The 21,545-nt window shown below is 58.7% G+C and carries 21 protein-coding genes; 9 read left to right on the top strand and 12 right to left on the bottom strand.

The window, feature by feature from the left end; all coding sequences use genetic code 11:
- The first annotated feature begins 3 nt into the window (after positions 1 to 3).
- The 4 genes from ARCT_RS0101445 to ARCT_RS0101430 all read left to right on the top strand — a co-directional run bounded on the left by ARCT_RS0101445 (position 4) and on the right by ARCT_RS0101430 (position 3,985).
- Entirely contained in the window at positions 4 to 1,056 is a 1,053-nt protein-coding gene (locus tag ARCT_RS0101445; RefSeq protein WP_027238515.1) for a branched-chain amino acid ABC transporter permease, read from the top strand.
- A gap of 35 nt (positions 1,057 to 1,091) precedes the next feature.
- Positions 1,092 to 2,330, top strand: coding sequence for an ABC transporter substrate-binding protein (locus tag ARCT_RS0101440; protein ID WP_027238514.1), 1,239 nt, complete (start codon positions 1,092 to 1,094; stop codon positions 2,328 to 2,330).
- A gap of 62 nt (positions 2,331 to 2,392) precedes the next feature.
- A complete protein-coding gene (locus ARCT_RS0101435) occupies positions 2,393 to 3,184 on the top strand; it encodes an ABC transporter ATP-binding protein (RefSeq protein ID WP_027238513.1) in 792 nt (263 codons plus the stop codon).
- Positions 3,185 to 3,196: 12 nt separating this feature from the next.
- Positions 3,197 to 3,985, top strand: a complete 789-nt coding sequence (locus ARCT_RS0101430; protein ID WP_027238512.1) for an SDR family NAD(P)-dependent oxidoreductase — start codon at positions 3,197 to 3,199, stop codon at positions 3,983 to 3,985.
- Between the two features lie 22 nt (positions 3,986 to 4,007).
- Here ARCT_RS0101430 and ARCT_RS0101425 read toward each other — a convergent pair whose 3' ends face one another.
- Positions 4,008 to 5,111 (bottom strand): CaiB/BaiF CoA transferase family protein, encoded by a 1,104-nt coding sequence (locus ARCT_RS0101425; protein WP_036783920.1) that lies wholly within the window; start codon positions 5,109 to 5,111, stop codon positions 4,008 to 4,010.
- Between the two features lie 113 nt (positions 5,112 to 5,224).
- Here ARCT_RS0101425 and ARCT_RS0101420 point away from each other — a divergent pair, with 113 nt between their 5' ends.
- From ARCT_RS0101420 to ARCT_RS0101410, 3 genes are read left to right on the top strand one after another with little or no spacing between them, the layout of a single operon-like run.
- Entirely contained in the window at positions 5,225 to 6,013 is a 789-nt protein-coding gene (locus ARCT_RS0101420; protein ID WP_051360495.1) for an enoyl-CoA hydratase/isomerase family protein, read from the top strand.
- Positions 6,014 to 6,028: 15 nt separating this feature from the next.
- Entirely contained in the window at positions 6,029 to 7,267 is a 1,239-nt protein-coding gene (locus ARCT_RS0101415; RefSeq protein WP_027238509.1) for a thiolase family protein, read from the top strand.
- Positions 7,268 to 7,284: 17 nt separating this feature from the next.
- On the top strand, positions 7,285 to 8,451 hold the full coding sequence (locus tag ARCT_RS0101410) for an acyl-CoA dehydrogenase family protein (RefSeq protein WP_036783917.1): 1,167 nt from the start codon (positions 7,285 to 7,287) through the stop codon (positions 8,449 to 8,451).
- A gap of 181 nt (positions 8,452 to 8,632) precedes the next feature.
- On the opposite strand, the gene ARCT_RS0101405 is transcribed toward ARCT_RS0101410, so the two are convergent.
- The 10 genes from ARCT_RS0101405 to ARCT_RS0101360 all read right to left on the bottom strand — a co-directional run bounded on the left by ARCT_RS0101405 (position 8,633) and on the right by ARCT_RS0101360 (position 17,750).
- Positions 8,633 to 9,829, bottom strand: a complete 1,197-nt coding sequence (locus tag ARCT_RS0101405) for a phenylacetate--CoA ligase family protein (RefSeq protein WP_240476190.1) — start codon at positions 9,827 to 9,829, stop codon at positions 8,633 to 8,635.
- A gap of 27 nt (positions 9,830 to 9,856) precedes the next feature.
- Positions 9,857 to 10,666, bottom strand: coding sequence for an enoyl-CoA hydratase/isomerase family protein (locus tag ARCT_RS0101400; protein ID WP_027238506.1), 810 nt, complete (start codon positions 10,664 to 10,666; stop codon positions 9,857 to 9,859).
- A 33-nt stretch (positions 10,667 to 10,699) separates the two neighbouring features.
- Positions 10,700 to 11,851 carry an acyl-CoA dehydrogenase family protein gene (locus ARCT_RS0101395; RefSeq protein ID WP_027238505.1) on the bottom strand — a complete coding sequence of 384 codons (1,152 nt, stop codon included), beginning with the start codon at positions 11,849 to 11,851 and terminating at the stop codon, positions 10,700 to 10,702.
- The gene (locus ARCT_RS0101390; RefSeq protein ID WP_027238504.1) at positions 11,848 to 12,972 is read right to left on the bottom strand and encodes an acyl-CoA dehydrogenase family protein; all 1,125 of its coding nucleotides are present in this window, start codon (positions 12,970 to 12,972) and stop codon (positions 11,848 to 11,850) included. Before ARCT_RS0101390 ends, ARCT_RS0101395 begins: the two co-directional genes overlap by 4 nt.
- Positions 12,969 to 13,409: a MaoC family dehydratase gene (locus ARCT_RS0101385; RefSeq protein WP_027238503.1), complete on the bottom strand. Its 441-nt coding sequence runs from the start codon at positions 13,407 to 13,409 to the stop codon at positions 12,969 to 12,971. Before ARCT_RS0101385 ends, ARCT_RS0101390 begins: the two co-directional genes overlap by 4 nt.
- On the bottom strand, positions 13,406 to 14,125 hold the full coding sequence (locus tag ARCT_RS0101380; protein WP_027238502.1) for a transglutaminase-like domain-containing protein: 720 nt from the start codon (positions 14,123 to 14,125) through the stop codon (positions 13,406 to 13,408). Before ARCT_RS0101380 ends, ARCT_RS0101385 begins: the two co-directional genes overlap by 4 nt.
- Positions 14,126 to 14,190: 65 nt before the next feature.
- A complete protein-coding gene (locus ARCT_RS0101375) occupies positions 14,191 to 15,327 on the bottom strand; it encodes a CaiB/BaiF CoA transferase family protein (RefSeq protein ID WP_027238501.1) in 1,137 nt (378 codons plus the stop codon).
- 9 nt (positions 15,328 to 15,336) lie between these two features.
- Positions 15,337 to 16,194, bottom strand: a complete 858-nt coding sequence (locus tag ARCT_RS0101370; protein WP_027238500.1) for a MaoC/PaaZ C-terminal domain-containing protein — start codon at positions 16,192 to 16,194, stop codon at positions 15,337 to 15,339.
- Between the two features lie 23 nt (positions 16,195 to 16,217).
- A complete protein-coding gene (locus ARCT_RS0101365; RefSeq protein WP_027238499.1) occupies positions 16,218 to 17,369 on the bottom strand; it encodes a thiolase in 1,152 nt (383 codons plus the stop codon).
- A gap of 3 nt (positions 17,370 to 17,372) precedes the next feature.
- The gene (locus tag ARCT_RS0101360) at positions 17,373 to 17,750 is read right to left on the bottom strand and encodes a Zn-ribbon domain-containing OB-fold protein (protein ID WP_027238498.1); all 378 of its coding nucleotides are present in this window, start codon (positions 17,748 to 17,750) and stop codon (positions 17,373 to 17,375) included.
- A gap of 104 nt (positions 17,751 to 17,854) precedes the next feature.
- Here ARCT_RS0101360 and ARCT_RS0101355 point away from each other — a divergent pair, with 104 nt between their 5' ends.
- Both ARCT_RS0101355 and ARCT_RS0101350 read left to right on the top strand, forming a co-directional pair.
- Entirely contained in the window at positions 17,855 to 19,000 is a 1,146-nt protein-coding gene (locus ARCT_RS0101355; protein WP_027238497.1) for a CaiB/BaiF CoA transferase family protein, read from the top strand.
- 28 nt (positions 19,001 to 19,028) lie between these two features.
- Complete coding sequence (locus tag ARCT_RS0101350; RefSeq protein ID WP_027238496.1) at positions 19,029 to 20,195, top strand: CaiB/BaiF CoA transferase family protein; 1,167 nt, start codon at positions 19,029 to 19,031, stop codon at positions 20,193 to 20,195.
- A gap of 21 nt (positions 20,196 to 20,216) precedes the next feature.
- Here the strand turns inward: ARCT_RS0101350 and ARCT_RS0101345 are convergent, their stop codons facing one another.
- Positions 20,217 to 21,374 (bottom strand): acyl-CoA dehydrogenase family protein, encoded by a 1,158-nt coding sequence (locus ARCT_RS0101345; protein ID WP_027238495.1) that lies wholly within the window; start codon positions 21,372 to 21,374, stop codon positions 20,217 to 20,219.
- Positions 21,375 to 21,545 lie beyond the last annotated feature (171 nt).

Genomic DNA, 21,545 nt, shown 5'->3' with positions numbered 1-21,545 from the left:
GCCATGGATCCTTCTGGAATTTTCCCCACAAGCTATCGCACCGACCGACGTGTTGTGCGCACACGCTGGCAGGCCATCGCCCTTGCTGTGTTCATGGGTCTCCTGCTAGCGGCACCCTATCTTGCCAGCGGGCGTATCATCGCCGTGCTGAACATGATGTTGATCAGCGCCGTCATCGCCGTCGGGCTGCAGATCTGCACCGGCTACGCCGGCCAGATCAACCTTGGCCAAGCCGCCTTCATGGGGGTTGGGGCTTATACCGCCTCGATATTGGCCTCGAAAACCGGCATGTCGTTTCTGTTGACGATCCCCTTGGCGGGGTTTGCGGCGGCGCTGTTCGGATTTTTATTTGGCCTGACAGCGGCACGGATCAAGGGGTTTTATCTCGCGCTCACCACCATTGCCGCGCAGTTCCTGTTTCACTTTGCGGTTCTGAACCTGCCATCGTCATGGATGGGCGGATCAAACGGGATCACCGTGCCGCCTGCTGAACTTTTCGGATTTCGCATTGTTGGCGAAACCTCACAGTTCTACATGAACCTTGCGGTTGCTACGATCATGATCGCGGGTGCATTTGGCATCATCCGATCCCGCTTTGGCCGCGCCTTTGTGGCGGTCCGAGACGATGACGTCGCCGCCGGTATCATGGGCATCAACGTCGCGGCAACCAAGGCAAATGCCTTCTTGATCGGTGCCTTCTACGCCGGGGTTGGCGGGGCGCTTTGGGCCTATTTGATCCGTTTTGTCGGGGTCGATCAGTTCACCTTGTTCAACTCAATCTTCTTTATCGCGATGATCATCGTCGGCGGCATGGGGTCCATTGTCGGCGCTTTGGTCGGTGTGTTCGTCATCCGCGTCATTCAGGAAGTTATCGCAACGGTCGGCCCCAATATCGCCGACTCGGTCTCCTTTCTGGGTGGAGACATCGTTTTCGCCGGTATGAATGTCATTCTCGGCGGCGTGATCGCAGGGGTCATGATCGTTGAGCCAAAGGGGCTGATGCACCGCTGGAATATCCTGAAATCGTCTTACCGTATCTGGCCGTTCCCCTATTGATAGGAACAACGGCTTTCAACCTGGGAGGAAGAATAATGAGCTACAAAATGAAACCGGGGCTTCGCGGCCTGTTAGCAGCGGGTGCTGTCGCCCTAACGGCAACGATGCCGATGAAAGCGCAAGCAGAAGAAACGTATAACCTTGCTCTGCTCTCGGACTTTTCCGGCCCCTATGCCGATATCATGCCAATCTGGACCGCAAGCCGGGAAGCCGTTTTAAACTGGTGGAACGCGACCAGTGGCAAAGAGCTTGGCGTCAAGCTGAACTATAAGAACTACGAAACCCGTTATGACGCGGCCCAGGTCGCGAGCCTTTGGCCAGGGATCAAATCGGAACTTGATCCGATTGCGGTCCTCGGCCTTGGCGGGCCGGATGTTGCCGCCCTGTCCGAGCGCCTGCCGGAAGACAAGATCCCGATGTTCATGGCCACAGCCGCCTACGGTTATGCGTGGCAACCGGATTCTTGGATCTTCAACCCGCGTCCGACCTATTCACATGAAAGCGCCGCCTTCTTGGCATGGATGAAAGAGCAGCGCGGCGGAGACGCACCGCTCAAGGCCGCAATCATGGCCTCCGAGGCGTCGCCTGCCTATGTCGATATGGCAAAGGGTCTGGAACTTTACGCCGAGGAAAATCCCGAAGAGCTTGAGCTGGTCGAGGTCATCTATACCGAAGTGCAGCCGACTGATCTGACGGCGCAAATGCGCCGTGTCGCACGCGCCGGTGCCGAGGCGCTGATCATCCAGACCAACACTTCGATCGTGGTTGCGGCGAAACGCGGGTTGCAGGCCAATGGCGCGGACATCCCGATCTTGATGAGTTCTCACAACGGGCTGCCGGCCTCCGGCGGCGCACTTGGCGGGCTTGACCAACTTGAAGGCGATTTTGAGACCTACGGGATGGCGGTTGCGGCCGACGAAGATACGCCCGCGCGGCAATTCTATGAGAAACTGGTCGCCGAATATGGTCTCGAAGCGCCTTGGAACGTTGTGACCGCTATGGGGATGTCGCAAGGTCTCTATGCTGCGGCCGTAATCGGGCACGCGATTGAGGAAAACGGGGCCGAGGGTCTGACCGGCGAGATGGTGCGCGAAGCGCTCTTTGCCCAACCGATCACCACCGAAGAAACCCGCGGGTTCCTGCCGACCTTGACCTTCACTCCCGAAGCGCCCTTCCCTTTGAAAGGTCTTCAAGTGAACGTGGGCACCGTCAAAGATGGCAAAATCGTCATCGAAGCCACCGGCGTGGACGTTCCTAACGTTCGCAAATGGTAAATCAAACCCGGGCGCCGCAATCGCGGCGCCCGTCCTGATCCTTAGCACCGGGCACAATGACCATGCTGGAACTCAACAACGTAGAAGTGACCTATTCCGACGTCATCCTCGCGCTCAAGGGCGTATCGATGAACGTCAAGGAAGGTCAATGTGTTGCCCTTCTGGGCGGCAACGGCGCGGGAAAAAGCACGACGCTCAAGGCTATTTCCGGAACGCTCAAATCCGAAGACGGCACCGTTTCGGCGGGCTCCATCATTCTGGACGGCACGCCTGTTCAAAACATGGAAGCCTCGAATGTGGTGAAAAACGGTCTGGTTCATGTGATGGAAGGGCGGCGCGTGTTGCGTCACCTCACCTCAGAGCAGAACCTGATCGTCGGCGGGCATATGGTGCCCAACGCCGCCGAGTTGAAAAAGCGGCTGGATCACGTTTACACGCTGATGCCGCGCCTTGCGGATCTGCGCAACCGCACATCGGGCTTCATGTCCGGCGGTGAACAGCAATTGCTGTTGATCGGCCGGGCCATGATGGCAAAACCGAAAATCATCGCGATTGATGAGCCGTCGCTGGGGTTGGCCCCGATGATGATCCGCGATGTGTATGAGGTGCTCAAGCAACTCAAATCCGAAGGCACGACGTTCTTCTTGGTCGAGCAGAACAGCGCCGCAGCGCTGTCGATCGCCGACTATGCCTATGTCATGGAGAACGGGCGTATCGTGATGGACGGACCGGCGGACAAGCTCGCCAATAACGAAGACATCAAAGAATTTTATCTCGGGGTCACCGCCTCTGGTGAACGCAAAAGCTACCGCGAGATCAAACACTATCGGCGCCGCAAAAGGTGGCTTGGATAAAAGGTAAATATCATGAGTGAACTGCTCGACATAAAAGGGCGCACCGCATTTGTCACCGGTGCGGGTCAAGGCGTGGGCCGTCAGGTCGCGCTCTATCTGGCACAGCATGGCGCGGGTGCGGTTGTGATCAACGATTTCCACGCAGAGCGCGCCGAAAGCGTTGCCGCAGAAGTCGAAGCGGCGGGCGCCAAGGCATTGCCGCTGGCGTTTGACGTCTCCGATTATGAAGCTGTAGGCGCGGCCTTTGACACGGCGAAAGACACCTTTGGCAGTGTGGATATTCTGGTCAACAACGCCGGCAACGCCGGTCCGACCTCGCGGCTGGATGATCTTGTGCCGTTTTGGGAATCCGATCCCGACGAATGGCGCCGCTGGATGGCGACCAATTTCGATGGCGTGCTAAACTGCACCCGCCATGCCATGCCGTTGATGGTCAAAGGCGGCTACGGGCGCATTGTCACCGTCATCTCCGACGCGGGCCGCGTCGGAGAGCCGCATCTGGCAGTGTATTCGGGGGCCAAGGCCGGTGCCGCGGGTTTCATGCGCGCCATTGCAAAGGCCAGTGGCCGGTTCGGGATCACCGCGAATTGCGTCGCTTTGGGCGGCACGAGAACGCCTGCTGTTGCGGACCTGATCCCCGACGCCGAAACCGAAAAGCGCGCGCTGTCGCAATATGTGATCCGCCGTCTTGGTGAGCCGGAAGATCCGGCCGGCATGATCTTGTTCCTGTGCTCGGACGCCGCCAGTTGGATCACCGGGCAAACTTACCCGGTGAACGGCGGGTATTCCTTTGCCTGTTAAGGCCCATTTTGGGCGGTCTCCGTTAGTCGGAGCCGCCCGCAAAGACGCTTTCATTATCGGCCCCGATCTCAGGCGGCAAACCAGAAATCTGAGATTCAAAACCGTCGAACTTCAACGGTTGCACCAAGAAGGTTTCGGTCTTGCCGCCATCATGTGCGATGGTCCGCATCAACTGGCGGGCGCGCACATGCGGGTCGTTCAGCGTTTCAACCAGCGAATTGAGCGGACCCCATGGCACGCCAGCGCCATCAAACAAATCACCCCAATCGGCGCGCGTCTTGCTGACCAAAACCGCCGCGATCTCTTCGCGCAGCGCGTCCTTTTGCGCCACGCGGTCGCGGCCCTTCAATCCGGCCAGCTCCGGCTTGCCAATCACCGCGCAGAAGGGTTTCCAGAACCAATCCTCATGCGCGATGGACAGGGTCATCAACTTACCATCCTTGCAGGTGAAAACGCCGTAAGCCGGCTCGGCGATGAACTCGCCCAATGGGGTGCCATTCGCCGCCGGAACCAAAAATGCCGTGAGCATCGACACCACCGCATCGGACATGGAGACATCGACGTAACGTCCCTGTCCCGTGCGTTGGCTCGACAGAGTGGCCGACAGGATCGCGATGGCCGCGAACAGCGCCGCGCCAACATCGGCCAGAGGCAAACCCGGCACCTGCCCCGGCTGTCCGGCGTCGGCCTGATCCGCCAGCAACCCGCCAACACCTTCGTAGCTCAGATCATGCCCTGCCCTGTCGCGATACGGCCCGTCTTGCCCGTAGCCCGATATCGACACATAAACCAGCTTTGGGTTGACCTTGCGCATATCCTCAAAACCCGCACCCAGCGCCGCGAGCTTGCCGGGGCGAAAGCCTTCGACGATGACATCGGCGGTTTCCGCAAGGGTGCGAAATTGTGCCAACCCCTCGGCGGATTTCAGATCAAGCGCCACGCTGCGCTTGCCACGGTTCAGCGCCCGAAACAGCGGCGGGAACTGCCGGGCCGGATCGCCGACGCCCGGGCGTTCAACCATGATGACCTCGGCGCCCATGTCGGACAACAACATTGTCGCATAGGGTCCGGGAAATTGTTCTGCGAGGCTGAGAATTTTCAGGCCGGCCAGGGGTGCAGTGCTCATATCGATCTCCAACTATCATTTTTTCCGCGTGCGGGTCCGCCCCATAGCAGCGCAATCCGGTGTGGAAAGCAACCAAAAATGCAAAATAAATCGTTTTATTTCAGGAGCTTAACATGACTGAAGGTCCAAAAACCCTGTCTGTGGAACGCATCGAGCGGACCGAATGGATCACCTTCCTGCGCACCGAGCAGTTGAACGCGATGTCGACACAGATGTTGCGCGAAATGACCACCGCGTTAGAGGCCGCAATTGCCGACGACGGCGTGCGTGCCATTGTCCTGACCGGATCGGGGCGAGCGTTCTGCGCCGGTGCAGACCTCAAAGAAGTCGCCGGTGCCAAACATGAACCCGGCGAGCCGGATCTGCTTGATCTCGTCGATCATACCTTTGGTTTGATGCGTCATGGCCCCAAGCCAGTGATCGCTGCCGTGAACGGGCTGGCGATGGCGGGCGGTTTGGAAATGGTGATGGCCTGCGATTTGGTCTTTGCCGCCGAAAGCGCGCAAATGGGCGATGCCCATTCCAATTTCGGCGTCTTCCCCGGCGCAGGTGGGGCGGCAATCCTGCCCGGCCGGATCGGGTTGAACCGTGCCAAATACCTGCTGTTCTCGGGTGAAAATATTTCGGCCCGTGAAATGATGGATTGGGGACTGGTGAACAAGGTCGTGCCGGACGCAGAATTGCGCGACGCCGTGCAGACCTTCACCGACCGGATCGCCGACAAAAGCCCCGCCGTGTTGCGCCGCATGAAGACGGTCGCGAACCGGTCCTTGAATGTCGACGAAGCCGCCGCCCTGTCCGAAGAAATGCTGAACCTGCGCGCACACATGCGCTCGTGGGACATGCTCGAAGGGCTGACAGCATTCACTGAAAAACGCAAACCGCAGTTTCGCGGTTACTGAATAGGAGACTGCAAAATGCAGGATATTTACGTTGTAGGCGTCGGGATGACGCAGTTCGGGAAATTTCGGGACAAGACCATCAAGGATATGACGGGCGAAGCTGTCGCCGCGGCTTTGGCTGACTCCGGCGTGGCGGCAGATCGCATTGACGGTGCGTTTTTCTCAAACGCAGTGCAAGGCCATATGGAAGGTCAGCACATGATCCGCGGCGAAATCGCGCTGCGCGAAATGGGCATTCAGGGCATTCCGGTGGTGAATGTCGAAAACGCCTGCGCCAGCGCCTCGACCGGCTTCAAGCTGGCGGTGGATTTCCTTAAGGCGGGCAATGGCGATTGCTGTTTGGCTGTCGGTGCCGAAAAGATGTATTCCGACGACCGCGCGTTGATGTTTTCCGCCTTTGACAGCGGTTGGGACGTCAGCAACGGCGAAGAAGTCGCGCAGCGGCTTGCCGATCTGGGCGCTGGTATCGAGGAACCCGAAGGGTCGAAATCGCCCAAACCCTATAGCGTGTTCATGGACGTCTATGCCGGTTTTGCACGGCTGCACATGAAGACCTTCGGCACCACGCAAGAACAGTTTGCCGCCGTTTCTGCCAAGAACCACGCGCATTCTGCTCATAACCCTTTGGCGCAATACCGCGATGCGATGACCGTCGAACAGGTTTTGAACGCGCCGCCGATCACCTACCCGCTGACTCTGCCGATGTGCGCGCCAATCTCGGACGGTGCGGCGGCGGCAATTTTGTGCACCGGCGAAGGGCTCAAACGGATGGGCCTTGATCCCGCCCGCGCGATCAAGGTCAAGGCCGCGATCCTGCGCTCGGGCACCGACCGTCCGCCCGAGGATTACAAAAACCACCTGACCCGCCTTGCCGCGCTTCAAGCCTATGAACAGGCGGGGCTTGGCCCGGAAGACATGTCGGTCGCCGAGGTGCACGACGCCACCGCCGTGGGCGAGGTGATCCAGATCGAGAACCTCGGCTTTGTCGAGTTTGGCGACGGCGGACCGGCCAGCCTGCGCGGCGAAACCAGCATCGGCGGGCGTATCCCCGTGAACCCCTCGGGCGGGCTCGAATCCAAAGGGCACCCTGTCGGGGCCACCGGAATCGGACAGGTGTTTGAGCTGGTCACGCAGCTGCGCGGCGAAGCCGGCTCGCGTCAGGTCGAAGGCGCGCAAAACGCCATTGCCGAAAACGGTGGTGGTCTGCACGGCGTCGAAGAAGCCGCCGCCTGCGTCACCATTCTAGGTCGCTGAAACAAGGAAAAGAAAAAATGGAAAATGTGATCGCTGCCGCTCAGGCAATTTACACAGACGAGCAACGCATGTTGCTGGAAAACTTTCGCAAAATGGCCGAGACGGAGTTCACTCCTCTGGCCGAGAAATACGAAAAACTCGGCCACCCCCCCGATGCGGAAACCTTGAAAGCCCTGTTCGCCAAGGTTGAGGAATTCGGGTTGATCAGTGGCCTCATCCCAGAAGAAGCCGGCGGTGCGGGCATCGACCGGATGACCTACGGCATCCTTTATGAGGAATTGGCCCGTATCTGGGCGGATCTGGCGATTGCGGTTCTGATCCAGGGCCACGCCGTGTTTGCGGTCAACCTTCTGGGCGACGCCGCGCAAAAAGAAGCCTATCTCAAGCCGCTGTTGCGCAGCGAACGCATCTGCGCCACCTGCATTTCCGAACCGGAAGTTGGCTCGAACGTGCGCGAGGTCAAGACGCGTGCGGAACGTGTGGGCGACAAGATTTTTGTCACCGGACAGAAGCTTTGGATTTCCAACGGCGCGCAATCGGATTTTGCCATCGTGGTTTGCAATCTCGATGACGGGATTTCCATGGTCATCGTCGATCGCGACAAGGGCGGCTATGAAAGCCGCGAGCTGCGCAAGCTGGGCCTTGTGGGCGCATCGACCTGCGAATTGTTCTTCGACAAGGCCGAAACCACTGCCGATCATGTTCTCGGCAACTCCGGTGGCGGTCTGTTCCAGACCTTGAAGCTGTTCGAAAGTGCGCGCGTTTTCGTCGGGTTGACCAGCATCGGGATTGGTCAGGCGGCGCTCGAATGTGCGGTGAAATATGCCCAAGAACGCGAGCAGCACGGCAAGCCCATCGGCGGGCACCAGTTGATCCAAGGCTATCTTGCCGACATGGCGACCCAACTCGACGCGGCGCGGCTGTTGTGCCAGCGTGGGTTGCAACTTCTGGATCTGGGCGTGCGCTGTGACACCCAAACCTCGATGGCGAAATGGTATGCGACGGAAATGGCGGTCGAAATCGCCGGCAAAGCGGTTCAAATCCACGGCGGCAACGGCATCACCAAAGAGTTCCCCGTTGAGCGGCACTTCCGCAATGCCAAGGTCATGCCGATCCCGGATGGCACCACCGAGATCCAAAAATTGGTTATCGGGCGAAACCTGACGGGTTTGAGCGCGTTCTAAAAAGGGCCGGTTTCCCACGGCATTGGTCACCTATCATGGCGACCAATGCCGTATGGTTCCCACCCGCGAAATCATATCGCACAGGATACGCGGCGCGGTATTAAACGAAAACGGGCGGCAAGTTTCCCTGCCGCCCGTTTCTATTCCAACTGCTGAACGCCCGTATATTTCGGGAACGGTCTCAGTTATCTTTTTGATTGATGATCAGCTCCGCATTTTCCGGCAGCTGGGCGACGACAGCCACCTCATCGGCGCGAATTCTTGCATGCAGTTTGAAAGCCTCTGCGGCGGAAGTTTCCGCATCAGACGCTGATGCGCCCTCTTCAAGGACCAGTGAAATGCGGATCATATCGCGGTCGTTCTCGCGCGTTACCACGGCCTGCGCCGCCTTGGCCCCCGGTGTGGCGATGACAACTTCCTCGACCACGCGCGGATAGACAAATATCTCGCGCACTTTAACCGCCGCGCCGACGCGCCCTTGCAACGCGGAAACGCGTTTGACGCTGCCATCTTCATTGCTTTCCAGCGCAAAGGCACTGTCGCCGGTGCCAAACCGGATCATCGGCCAGGTTGCATCGCAGGCGGTGACAACAACCTCGCCCGGCTCACCTTGGTCCACCGGCGCGCCGCTGACTGGATCGCAGATTTGCACCACGCGGTCGGGATGCACCACATAGCCTTCGCCGCCGTCCTCATAGGCCACAAGACCCAGATCGGCGGTGGCATAGGCCGCCCAGGTCGACACGCCATAATCCGCCTCAATCCGGCGGCGTTTGGCCATCCAGTCGCCCATTTCGCCGCCAAGGAAGGCGGTTTTGACCTTCCATGCGTCGCGGCCATAGGTTTCGATCACCTTGTCCGCGAGCGTCAGGAAAAACGCCGTCGAGGCACAAATCGCGGTCACGCCGGTTTCGACGATGATCTGCGCCTGAAGCTCGGTATTGCCAACGCCGCCGGGAATGACCGTGGCGCCTGCGGCCTGCGCGGCTTCATCAAACAACAGCCCCGCCGGTACGAGGTGATACATCCATGTGTTCAGGATAACGTCGCCTGCGCCGACGCCTGCGGCTTTGAACAGCAGATCAAGCCCATGCCCACCGATGCCGGAAAGCGAGGGTTCAAAAATAGGGCCGGGGGACACATAAATCCGCCCGATGTCCTTCAGGTCCGCGCCGAGAAACCCGCCAAAAGGGGGCTTTTCACGCTGAATCTTCAGGAGTTCTTCTTTTTTCATCACCGGCAGACTCGATAGATCCGCCAGCGTTTCAACGGCTGCCGGATCGAATCCGGCAGCCGCAAACCGGGTTTTTAAACCCGGTGCCTTTTCGGCCGCTGCGGCATAGGTTTGCGCGATGTCTTTGTAGATGTTTACGGACATATCTATGCCTCCTTGACCTTGTGTTGCTTAGAGCGGGCAGTCTTTGCGGAAGTTCGGTGCGCGTTTCTCGCGGTGCGACAGCACGCCTTCTTTCACGTCTTCGCCCATGAAGCCGAGCATTTCCAACGCGGTCGAAGCGTCGAAAATCGGGCCTGCCTGGCGCAGCCAGTTGTTCAGCGAATATTTGGTCCAGCGGATGGCGCTTTGCGATCCATTGGCCAGCTCAACAGCTGTATCCAAAGCGGTTTGCTGCAGCTCTTCGTCTTCGACGCACATCGAAACGAGACCGATGCGCTCTGCTTCTTCGCCAGACACCGGCTTGCAGGTCATCAGGTAGTATTTCGCTTTGGCCATCGAGGTCAGCAGCGGCCAGATGATCGCAGCAACGTCACCGGCGGCAACACCCAAGCGCGGGTGACCATCGACGATTTTGGCACGTTTGCCGGCAATCGAGATGTCCGCGAGAATAGCGACAACAAGACCCGCGCCCGCAGCCGGGCCGTTGATGGCCGAAATGATCGGCTTGTTGCAGTTGATGATGTTGTAGACGAGGTCTTTGGCCTCTTTCCACGTTTTCATGATCTCATGCGAGTTGCCGATCATGTTTTCGATCAGGCTGAAATCGCCGCCTGCGGAGAAGGCTTTGCCCGCACCGGTTACGATCACCGCGTTGATATCGGGGTCGCGGTCGATGTCGATCCACATATCGGTCATCTGGGTGTGGGTTTCCGCGTCAACGGAATTGAACGACTCTGGCCGGTCGAACGTGATGCGCAAAACGCGATCCGCCGGGTAGTCGAACTTCATCTTGTGGTACTTTGCATAGCGATCAGACATATCTTACTTCCTCTATCAGATGTCAGTGCGGGTTTAACCAGGCAATCCGAGGACGGCCTTGGAAAGGATGTTGCGCTGGATCTCGTTGGATCCACCGTAGATCGTTGTTGGGCGGGCCTTGTAAAAGCTCGCCAAGACATCAACGTTGACATTGCCGACCTGAAGCGGGCCGATGGTGCCGCCATCAGGGCCAGCCGCCTCGATCATCAATTCGGTGATGCGTTGGAAACACTCGGTCACCCAAATCTTGAGCATCGAGACATCCGCGCCGAGGGTTTCGCCCCGTTTGAGTTGGTCCGCAAAACGGCCATAGAGCGCAGCGTGATCCTCAACGTCGAGAGCGGCCTGCGCGAAACGGTCGCGGAACACCGGATCGTCAAAGGCACCGCGGCCACGGGCAAAGCTTTCAAGCTGCCCGAGCGCGTTCTGCGCCAAGCTGGGCGAGCCGATGAAGATACGCTCAAAGCTCAACAGCGCCTTGGCCATGGTCCAGCCTTTGTTCAGCTCGCCAACAAGGTTGTCCTTCGGCGTGCGGGCGTTGTCAAAGAACACCTCGCAGAATTCCGTTTCGCCCGACAATGTGGTGATCGTGCGCACTTCGACGCCCGGTTGATCCATCGGTGCCAGCAGGAAGCTGATCCCTTGCTGTTTCTTCGGGGCATCCGGATCGGTGCGCACCAACATGAAGATATGCGTGGCGTCATGCGCCATCGTGGTCCAGATTTTCTGGCCGTTGATGACAAACTCGTCGCCCTCAATGTCTGCGCGGGTGCGCAGATTGGCCAGATCAGAGCCGGCACCGGGTTCGGAATAGCCTTGGCACCAGATGTCTTCGCAGCTCAGGATACGCGGAAGCCAATAATCTTTTTGCTCTTGCGTGCCGAATTTGATGATCAGCGGGCCAACCATTTGAATGCCCATGTCGCGGCCACGGTTCACGCCCCAACGCTGCTGTTCTTCGTAGAAAATCAACAGCTTAGCGGCGTTCAGGCCCATGCCACCAAATTCCGCAGGCCACGCAGGCGCAACCCAGCCTTTGGCGTGGAGCTTGACATGCCAATGCTCGATCTCGGCAAATTTCGGACGGTGCGGCAGATGGCGCAACTCTTCGGGATATTCCGCTTCGAAGAACCCACGCACTTCCTTGCGGAACTCCGCGTCGCTCATTGCGTTCCAATCAGTCATTGTGCTGCCCCTTCTTCTTCGCGCGCATCGAACCACATCCGCCGGTGATAGGCGTCATCGCCCAACCAAGCCGACAGCACCAGCGCCCGGTTCAGGTAAAGTCCGATATCGAACTCGTCGGTATAACCGACCGCCCCGTGCAACTGGATGGAATCGCGGGTGATTTTTTTCGCGGCACTCACGGCCCGCGCCTTGGCACGGCTGGCGAGACGCGCGCGGATCTTTGGATCGGCTTCGCTGTCCATTTGCGCCAGGGCTTCGCGAACGCCCGCTTGGGCGACTTCGCGCATCACATGCAAGTCCACCGCGCGGTGTTGGATAACCTGAAACGACCCGATCGGTTTGTCGAATTGTTCGCGGGTCTTGATGTAATCCAAGGTGATTTCAAAGGCGCGATCGCTGAGCCCGACGAGCTCGGCGGCGGCAAGAGCCGTGGCATCGCTGACCGCATCGGCAAGGGCGTCCTGCACCGCGGCACCATCTGCAAGCTGCTCTGCTGGCGTGCCCGAGAACGAAAGCTCGCCCATCGCGCTGCCATCGGCCTGTGGGCTTTTTTCCACGGACAATCCGCTTGCTTTGGCCTCTGCCAGAACCAGAACCGGCCCGGCGTCGCTGTCGGCCACAACCAGAAAACCATCGGCTCCGTCGGCGCCAACCACCCAAGCCTTGCTGCCGGTCAGCTTTCCGTCAGCGTAGCGGCAGGTCGCCTCAGCGGGACCGCCATTCGGCCCGCGTTCTTGCCATGCAACGGCCAGAACGGTGGTCCCGCCGACAAGTTGTTCCATCTTGGCATGATCGGGGCAAAGCCGGCGCAAAAGGCCAAGGCTCAACCCGACGGTCACCACCACCGGTTCCGGCGCGATCACACGGCCGACTTCCTCGGCGATGACACCACCGGCCGCCAGCCCCATGCCAAGCCCGCCATTGTCTTCGGGAACGGTCACGCCGAAAACGCCGGCCTCGGCCAGTTCACGGATCATATCCGCGTCCCATCCGCCATCGGCATCGCGTAATTTTCTGGATCTTCCGCTGCCGCCGGCGCGCTCAAACAGGGTGCGCGCGCTCTCACGCAGCATGCGAAGGTCTTCTTGGTCGCTGGAAAGCATATCAGTCTGTGTCATGTTTGTTTTCGCTGGATCATAACGGGCGTGTCGGTTGTAAAAACGACCTCGCCCTTGGGGTTTTTGGCGCTCAGCGTATAGTGCAAAACGCCGCGGTCAGGCTTGCTTTTTGACGGTGTCACCGAATTAATTTTCATTTCGACTTCAAGAGGTTCATCCGGCCGAACCGGCCGCAGCCAGCGCAGATTGTCGAAGCCCATGCCGCCAATATTGGCAACATCGATCATAAATTCCGTCATGATGGGCTTGAAGACCTCAAGCATGGTCTGAAAACCCGAAGCGATCAAACTGCCATGAATGGTGGCGGCGTAATCTTCATCGGTGTGCAGCCGCTGCGGGTCCCACTCATGGGCGAAGGCTTTGATCGCCTCTGCGCTCATCGGGTTGCTGGTAAAGTGAAAAACCTGACCTGCGGAAAAGTCATCAAGATACTTCAAGATGTCCCCTCCTTCGAGAAACCGGCATCATAGCCGCTGGAATCCTTGGCGATGCGCACGCGGTTGAACTCTTCCAGTTTCGGGTAGGTTTCTTTGAAGGCGATCAGAAACTCTTCCATCGGCGCATCGAAATACAGGCCCCGGTCGTTCACATATTCCATGTGCCGGTGGTCCTGTTCGTCGAACTCGTGGAACAAGGCATCATGATACCCGTCAAAGACCAATGGCTTGACCCCGAACCGTTCACAAAGCTCCATGTTGAAGGCAGGCGTGACTTTGTAGGTTTCATCACCCAACCACAATTGAACGTAGCCGTGATAGATAAACAGATCGGTTTCCATCAGCTCTTGCAGCTTGGGCGTGTTCAGGTGGTTGCGCACATCCGCAAACCCCAAAGCGGCGGGAATACCAACCGCCCGCAAACAGGCGGCAAGGAGAATGGCCTTGGGCACGCAAAACGCGGCTTCGGCTCCGGCAATGCGGCTGGCGCGATAAGAATCCTCATCCAGCGCAAAACAATAGGGATCATAACGGATATCGTCGCGCACCGCCTCAAACAGGCGAATCGCCTTGTCTCGATCGGAGGCATCCGCAGGAAGCTCGCGCAATGCGGACGACACGAAACCTTGCACTTCAAGGCTGTCGCTCTCGACGTAATGCGACGGCATGACATAGCGTTCCGCTTCTGCCGGCAGGTCATCTTTCGACTGTACCATTATTTCCTCCCTCGTTTTCTAACAAGTGTTAGATTAATGACTGAAAACCTGCCCGTCAACGAGATTCATTCTCTGTCGCGCAAATCCGCGCCAAAGCGGACATTGTCCTCTCCCAAAGTGGCCGCGCGTCCGGCAGAACCTGCGGGCGAACGGAATTCCGGCGCGATGGGCAAAGGAAGGGCTGGCACCTCCTGACCGGCAATGTTCAACGTCCGGTCGAACACGCCGCGCGCGGTGAAATGCGGATCCCGCGCCGCTTCGGCAGGGGTTTTCACCACGGAACAACAACAATCAGCAGCAATCAGCAATGGCTCCCAATGCGTGGACGGCTGGCTTCCCAGGCGGCGCGCAACCTCTGCCGCACAGGCGTCCGGGTCGCTCCAATCATCGCGCAGCGCTTCCGGTTGGCCGATAACATCGCAAAAAGCTTGCCAAAATTTCTCTTCCACCGCGCCGACGGCAATCTGCCGACCATCGGACGCCGAATAAAGCCGGTAACGCGCAAGCCCACCGGTCAAACGGGCGGATGCACTGCCAATGTCCTGTCCGGCAATCACGCCTTGCGCATGCGCCCAATAGGCAAAGGCAAACGCGCCCTCGGACATCGCAATATCGAGGTGAACCCCTTCGTTGGTCTGTTTCCGCGCCATCAAAGCAAGCAAGATATTGACGACCGCAGGATAGGTGCCGCCGCCGACATCCGCGACCAACCCGAAGGGCGCGGTGGGCTGATCCACCGGCCCACGGCTCAGCGACAAAACGCCCGCATCGCCGACATAATTCATGTCGTGACCCGCCGATTTGGCCTTTGGTCCGGTCTGACCATATCCGGTGATCGAACAATAGATGATTCGCGGATTGATCGCGCGCACCGCCTCATATCCGAACCCGAGCCGATCCATCACGCCGGGGCGGAATTGCTCAACCACAACGTCGGCCTTCTCAAGCAAGGGACGCAGAATCGCGCGCGCGTCCTCGGACTTCAGATCGATGGCCACCGATTTTTTGCCGTGGTTCAAAACGGCAAAACCAATGCTTTCGCCGTCGATCTTCGGAGAGGTGTGTCGCGCGTCCTCGCCTGTCACGGGACGCTCGACCTTGATCACCTCCGCCCCGGCCTCGGCGAGCATAAGCGTCGCCATCGGGCCGGGGAGAAGGGTGCTGAAATCCAGCACGAGGATGTCCTTAAGAGGCTGTGACATCCCCTTAACTTACGCGAATCGCGCGGCGCCGTTGTTCAACACCAACACATCGCGTTCCGGGATCGACGCACGGAACCGTGCCTCGCCATCCTCTTCCCAAATCTCGAACCGCACGGTTTCGCCCGGATAGACCGGTGCCGAGAACCGCACGTCCAGACCGACAAGCCGGGACGCATCATAATCAAGCGAGGACTTCAAAATCGCACGTGCCGCAAGGCCATAAGTCGCCAGACCATGCAGGATCGGGCGATCAAATCCGACCGAACGGGCAACATCGGGATCCGCGTGCAGCGGGTTATAGTCACCGCTCAAACGGTAGATAAGCGCCTGACGCGGCAGGGTTTCGATATCGCAAACATGATCGGGCGCACGATCCGGCAATGCCGCAGGAGCAGGGCCGGCCTTGTTCTCGCCGCCAAACCCGCCATCGCCGCGGCAAAACGCCGACATCGCCACGCGCGCCAGCTTGTCGCCGGTGTCTGCATCAATGATATCGCGGCTTTGGTAGATCACCGCGCCTTTGCCTTCGCCCTTATCGGAGATGAAGTCGATCTTGGTCCGGCCGATAATCCGGCCCTTTGTTGGCAGCGGCTTGTAGATATCCAGCCACTGCTCACCATGCAGCACTTTTTGCCAATTCACGCCGGTTTTGGGATCGCGCAGCCAAAAGCCGGGATATCCCATCGTCACCGCCATCGACGGAACCGCCTTCAGGCCGTCCTCATAAACATAGGCCAGTTCCTTTTTGTCGGTTGGGTCTTCGCCAAACCCCAATCCGAGCGCGTATAGGATGGTATCGCGCTCTGTCAGCGTCTGATCGATCTCTGCGAAGTCCCAATTCGAAAGTTCTTCGAAATCCAATGGCATAATCTTTCCTCCCTTGATTACATTCAGAGTGTATTTTGTGACCCCAAAATGGCCGTGACCTGGCTCGACAACACGCCGCCGTTGCCATGGGCCAATGCCAGATCGACATCCTTCAACTGCATACCGGGCGCATCGCCACGGATTTGGCGCGCGGCCTCGATCACGGTGAAAATGCCGTACATGCCCGGATGCACACAAGACAGCCCGCCGCCATTTGTGTTCACCGGCAAAACCCCGCCCGGCGCAATGCGTCCGCCTTCGACAAAGGCGCCGCCCTCGCCCTTGGCGCAGAAGCCGAGATCTTCGAGGAACAAAATTGTGTTGATGGTGAAGGCGTCGTAGAGTTCCACCGCCTGAATGTCGCTGCGTGATACGCCCGCCGCCTCAAAGGCACGCTGACCCGACTCGCGCGCGGCCGTCACTGTGAAATCCTTCATTTGTGATATTTGCCGGTGCGAACTTGCCGCCGCACTGCCCAACACATAGACGGGCGCCTTGGGGAAATCCTTGGCGCGGTCGGACCGCACCATGACGATCGCGCCGCCGCCATCGGTTACCAGACAGCAATCGCGCACCGTCAACGGATCCCCGACCATACGCGCGCCCAACACGTCTTCACGGGTCAATGGACCGCGCTCGAACGCTTCGGGATTGTGCTGTGCCCAGGCACGCGCCGAAACCGCCACATCGGCCAATTGCTCGCGGGTGGTGCCATATTCATGCATGTGCCGTGCCGCCGCCATCGCATAGGCAGAAATCGGATAGCGCGGATTATACGGTGCCTCATAGGCCGGCGGGCGCGAGGCCGTCACCAGTTTCCCCGACGCCGTGCGTTGGTTCGACCCATACACGATCAGCGCGACATCACACAAACCGGCCTCAAGCGCCATGCTCGCAGATGTCAGGTAGTTCACGAAAGACGACCCGCCCAGCATGGTGCCGTCGATAAAGCGCGGCTGAATACCCAGATATTCCGCCGCCATAAGGGCCGGCATGCTGTCTTCCATCATGGTGCAGAACAGCCCGTCAACGTCGGACAGCTTCAGCCCGGCATCGCCAAGCGCCGCAAGCGCCGATTGCGCCATGACATCATAGGCCGTCAGACCATGTGCCTCGCCAAACCCGGCGTGTCCGGTGCCCACAATGGCAGTTTTTCCTCGAAGATCATTGGTCATGGGTTATTCCTCCACCGGCTTGAAAAGTACGACCGGCGCCCCGTCGGCCTCGCCCACAAAGGCGGTCACGTCCATGTCGATGGCAACGTCGCCGGGGGCGATCCCCTCGACCCGGCTCATCATGCGAACACCTTCCTCCAGCTCGACCATACATATGTTATAGTCGCCGCCGCGTTCGGGCTTGCGACGCACCACAGTGGTGGTGTGAACCCGGCCTTTGCCGCTGGCGGGTGTCCACGAAATCGCGCTGCTATGGCAATGTGGGCACATAACCCGTGGAAAGAAGTGAAACGCGCCGCAGTCATCACACTTGGGCAACAGAATTTCGTTATTGGCGAGTGCACGCTGAAAAACGTGGTCTGGTCCTGTGGTGTTCTGCACCTGCGGTCTCCTTCAAATGATCCGGTAGCTAGCTAACCGTGTTGATAAAATTTCTAACAGATGTTAGAATTAGTCAAGCCCTTAGGATCAATTGCGAGAAACTCATGTCAGGTTCACATTCATCTGCCCTTGCGGGCAAACTCGTTGTCGCGCTCGAACAGGCGGTCGCCGCCCCCTTCTGCTCGTCGCGTTTGGCCGATGCCGGTGCGCGGGTCATCAAGGTCGAGCGCAAGGGCGCCGGTGATTTTGCCCGCGCCTATGACACCGCAGTGAACGGCGAAAGCGCCTATTTCACATGGCTGAACCGGGGCAAGGAATCGATCGCCTTGGACATCAAGGACGCCGAAGACCGCGAAATCCTGTTGAAGATGTTGGAACATGCCGATGTCTTCATTCAAAACCTGCTGCCGGGTGCTCTGGCGAAGATCGGGCTCGATTCGGCCACCTTGCGGGAAAAATTTCCGCGTCTCGTGACCTGTGATATCACCGGATACGGCGAAGATGGCCCGATGAAAAACGCCAAAGCCTATGACCTGCTGGTGCAGTGTGAAAGCGGATTGGCCTCGGTAACCGGCACACCGGACGGGCCCGGGCGAGTTGGCGTTTCGGTCTGCGATATTGCCACCGGTATGACAGCCCACGCAGGCATCTGCGAAGCTTTGGTCGGCCGTGACCAGACCGGCAAAGGCAGCGGTGTTTCAGTGGCAATGTTCGACGTGATGGCCGACTGGATGGCGGTGCCCCTGCTCTATCACGACTATCTTGGCAAGGAGACACCGCGTGTTGGATTGAACCACACGGTGATCTGCCCCTATGGCGCCTATGAATGCGGCGACGGTGAACAGGTCGTCGTTGCCGTGCAACATTCCGGCGAATGGGATCGGTTCTGCACGCATATCCTCGGCAACGCGGACCTTGCGACCGATCCACGGTTCCATGACAACACCTCGCGCCTGAACAATAAGATCGCGCTCGAAAAAATCATCAAGGCCGAGTTCGCGTCACATGACCGCGCCGCAATGCTCGAACGGCTGAACGCCGCAGGGATCGCATCCGGAGCCGTGAACGATGTGGCCTCCCTATCGGGCCACCCGCAGCTCGACAGGTCCACGATTGGCACCCCCTCCGGCGAAATCAATGTCCCGACGCCGCCGATCCGGCGCAACAGCGGCGCACCCACATTAGGCCCCTCGCCGGCCTTCGACGCCGACGGCACGGCAATTCGTGCCGAATTCGGACCCCGGTCATAACCGAGCATAATACAGGACACGCGCACATATGACATCCGCACAGAAACCTGCGATCCTTGATGGCGTCAGGGTCATCGATCTAACGTCAGTGGTATTCGGCCCGTTGGCCACGCAAATGCTCGGTGATCTCGGTGCCGATGTCATCAAAGTCGAAGGCCCGGACGGCGATCTTTTGCGTCAAGTCCAACCCTCCCGCAACAAGTTGATGGGAGCGGCCTTTCTCGGTGCCAACCGCAATAAGCGCAGTGTTGTGCTCGACCTGAAAACCCAAGCCGATCGCGACCGGCTACAAAAGCTGCTGGCCGAAGCCGATGTGATGATTTCAAGCATCCGGCCCGCAGCGCTTGCGCGGCTGTCGCTCGACCCTGACAGCTTGCGAAGCGCCAATCCGAACCTGATCACGGTCTCCGCGACCGGCTACGGTCAAGATGGACCCTATGCCGCCAAGCCCGCCTTTGACGACATCGTTCAATCGGTTTCGGGTTTGGCGAGCCTCGCAACCCTACGCGACCCCGACGCCGCGCCCGAATATGCCCCCACAATCCTCGCCGATAAGCTTGGCGGGGTGACCGCCGCCTACGCCATTATGGCCGCGCTATTCCACCGCGAACGCACAGGCGAAGCCCAACATGTCGAGGTGCCGATGTTTGAAACGCTGGCATCCTTCCTGCTGGCTGAACATATGGATGGTGCAACATTCGAAGAAAAACCGCAGGATTTCGGCTATGCACGTATGCTGGTGCCGCACCGCCGTCCGGTGCAGACCGCAGATGGCTATATTACGCTTCTCCCCTACACCAACATGCAATGGGCGCGTTTTTTCAAAGCCGTCGGACGCGATGACATGCTCGACCACCCTTGGGTCACAGATATGGATGTCCGCAGCCGCAACATTGGAGCGGTCTATGATATGGTGGCGCAACTTGCGCTGACACGGACTACCGATGACTGGCTCGCGATGATGGAGGACGCCGATATTCCCGCCATGCCGGTGCGCAATCTGGCGGATCTGCCGAGCGACCCGCATCTTGCGGCCACCGGTTTCTTTCAGCAAGTCGATCACCCGACCGAAGGGGCGATCTGGACAACGCAGCCGCCGGTACGATTCTCGGCAACCCCGGCGCGTCATGATTATCGCCCCGCCCCCCGCCTTGGAGAGCACAGCGACGAGATTTTGGGACCGGATAAGGCCTAACCCCACCCGGTCCCGAACCGATCAGATATCCATCGACCGGGCGATCAATTCTTTCATGATCTCGTTGGTGCCGCCATAGATCATCTGCACCCGGCTGTCGGCATAAAGACGCGCGATCGGATATTCCATCATGAAGCCGTAACCGCCGTGCAGTTGCAGGCATTCATGCATGACCTCGTTCTGGGTCTGACTGCCCCACCATTTCGCCATGGACGCTGTGGCCGCATCCAGTTCGCCGGCCTCAAGCCGCGCAATGCCGTCATTGACAAAACTACGCAGCAATTCGGCCTTGGTCTTGCATTCGGCCAATTTGAACCGGGTGTTCTGGAAATCCATGATCCGGCTGCCGAAGGCTTTGCGGTCCTGAACGTATTTCACGGTTTCGTCGATGGCGAAGTCAATAAAGCCAAGCGCCGTGATGCCGATCATCAACCGCTCCCATGGCAGTTGCTTCATCAACTGATAAAACCCCTGCCCTTCTTCGGCGCCAAGCAGGTTTGAGGTCGGCACGCGCACATCCTCAAAGAACAGCTCTGCCGTGTCCGAACCCTTCATGCCCAATTTCTTGAGGTTACGTCCGCGGCGGAACCCTTCGGCGCCTTCGGTTTCCAGAACGATCAGCGAAACACCCTTGGCACCGGCGCCGCGATCCGTTTTGGCCACGACCACGATGAGATCGGCGGCATGTCCATTGGTGATGAAAATCTTCGAGCCGTTGATTTTGTAGTGATTGCCGTCTTTTTCCGCGTGGGTTTGCACGTTTTGAAGGTCGGACCCCGTTCCCGGTTCGGTCATGGCAATCGCGGCAACGTTCTCGCCGCTGATCAACTTCGGCAACCATTTTTTCTTCTGCTCTTCGCTGCCATAGGCGTTGATGTAATGGATCACGATGGTCTGAATGCCATAGCCCCAACCGGTGTCACCGGTGCGGCCCTGTTCATAGACGGTGATCGCATCGAACCCGATGCCGCCACCAAACCCGCCGTACTCTTCGTCAATGGATCCGCCCATGACGCCCTGTTCGCCAACAGTCGTCCAGAAATCACGATCGACGATGCCTTGCTCTGCCCATTTATCAATGTTCGGAGCCATTTCAGCATCAAAAAGCTTGCGGGTGCTGTCCGCGAACATCTTGTGTTCACCGGTCGCCCAATTTGGGGAGTTCTTAATCAAAGACATGTTGTTTTCCTACCGAACATTACGAGAATTAGAAAAAATCTAACAACTGTTTTGTTTTTTGACAACGATCCATACCGTAAGCGGTGCGCCGGTCACACGGGCTTGGCGTAGTTCCAGGGCAGCAACTCTTTGATGTCCGATTGTTTGTGCCCGCCAGCAATGGCTGTCAGG

Origin of the sequence: Pseudophaeobacter arcticus DSM 23566 (genome assembly GCF_000473205.1) — a bacterium.
GTDB classification, from domain to species: Bacteria; Pseudomonadota; Alphaproteobacteria; order Rhodobacterales; family Rhodobacteraceae; genus Pseudophaeobacter; species Pseudophaeobacter arcticus.
The sequence above is the reverse complement of the archived record's forward strand: the minus strand, read 5'-3'. Positions and strand labels throughout refer to the sequence as shown.

What these genes read in the sequence shown, in the direction of transcription:
- ARCT_RS0101400 (WP_027238506.1), bottom strand. Translation starts at nt 10,666, where the DNA reads ATGTCTGATCGCTATGCAAAGTACCACAAGATGAAGTTCGACTACCCG.
- ARCT_RS0101355 (WP_027238497.1), top strand. Translation starts at nt 17,855, where the DNA reads ATGTCAGGTTCACATTCATCTGCCCTTGCGGGCAAACTCGTTGTCGCG.
- ARCT_RS0101365 (WP_027238499.1), bottom strand. Translation starts at nt 17,369, where the DNA reads ATGACCAATGATCTTCGAGGAAAAACTGCCATTGTGGGCACCGGACAC.
- ARCT_RS0101345 (WP_027238495.1), bottom strand. Translation starts at nt 21,374, where the DNA reads ATGTCTTTGATTAAGAACTCCCCAAATTGGGCGACCGGTGAACACAAG.
- ARCT_RS0101375 (WP_027238501.1), bottom strand. Translation starts at nt 15,327, where the DNA reads ATGTCACAGCCTCTTAAGGACATCCTCGTGCTGGATTTCAGCACCCTT.
- ARCT_RS0101410 (WP_036783917.1), top strand. Translation starts at nt 7,285, where the DNA reads ATGGAAAATGTGATCGCTGCCGCTCAGGCAATTTACACAGACGAGCAA.
- ARCT_RS0101350 (WP_027238496.1), top strand. Translation starts at nt 19,029, where the DNA reads ATGACATCCGCACAGAAACCTGCGATCCTTGATGGCGTCAGGGTCATC.
- ARCT_RS0101425 (WP_036783920.1), bottom strand. Translation starts at nt 5,111, where the DNA reads ATGAGCACTGCACCCCTGGCCGGCCTGAAAATTCTCAGCCTCGCAGAA.
- ARCT_RS0101435 (WP_027238513.1), top strand. Translation starts at nt 2,393, where the DNA reads ATGCTGGAACTCAACAACGTAGAAGTGACCTATTCCGACGTCATCCTC.
- ARCT_RS0101415 (WP_027238509.1), top strand. Translation starts at nt 6,029, where the DNA reads ATGCAGGATATTTACGTTGTAGGCGTCGGGATGACGCAGTTCGGGAAA.
- ARCT_RS0101430 (WP_027238512.1), top strand. Translation starts at nt 3,197, where the DNA reads ATGAGTGAACTGCTCGACATAAAAGGGCGCACCGCATTTGTCACCGGT.
- ARCT_RS0101445 (WP_027238515.1), top strand. Translation starts at nt 4, where the DNA reads ATGGATCCTTCTGGAATTTTCCCCACAAGCTATCGCACCGACCGACGT.
- ARCT_RS0101390 (WP_027238504.1), bottom strand. Translation starts at nt 12,972, where the DNA reads ATGACACAGACTGATATGCTTTCCAGCGACCAAGAAGACCTTCGCATG.
- ARCT_RS0101370 (WP_027238500.1), bottom strand. Translation starts at nt 16,194, where the DNA reads ATGCCATTGGATTTCGAAGAACTTTCGAATTGGGACTTCGCAGAGATC.
- ARCT_RS0101440 (WP_027238514.1), top strand. Translation starts at nt 1,092, where the DNA reads ATGAGCTACAAAATGAAACCGGGGCTTCGCGGCCTGTTAGCAGCGGGT.
- ARCT_RS0101405 (WP_240476190.1), bottom strand. Translation starts at nt 9,829, where the DNA reads ATGTCCGTAAACATCTACAAAGACATCGCGCAAACCTATGCCGCAGCG.
- ARCT_RS0101395 (WP_027238505.1), bottom strand. Translation starts at nt 11,851, where the DNA reads ATGACTGATTGGAACGCAATGAGCGACGCGGAGTTCCGCAAGGAAGTG.
- ARCT_RS0101420 (WP_051360495.1), top strand. Translation starts at nt 5,225, where the DNA reads ATGACTGAAGGTCCAAAAACCCTGTCTGTGGAACGCATCGAGCGGACC.
- ARCT_RS0101380 (WP_027238502.1), bottom strand. Translation starts at nt 14,125, where the DNA reads ATGGTACAGTCGAAAGATGACCTGCCGGCAGAAGCGGAACGCTATGTC.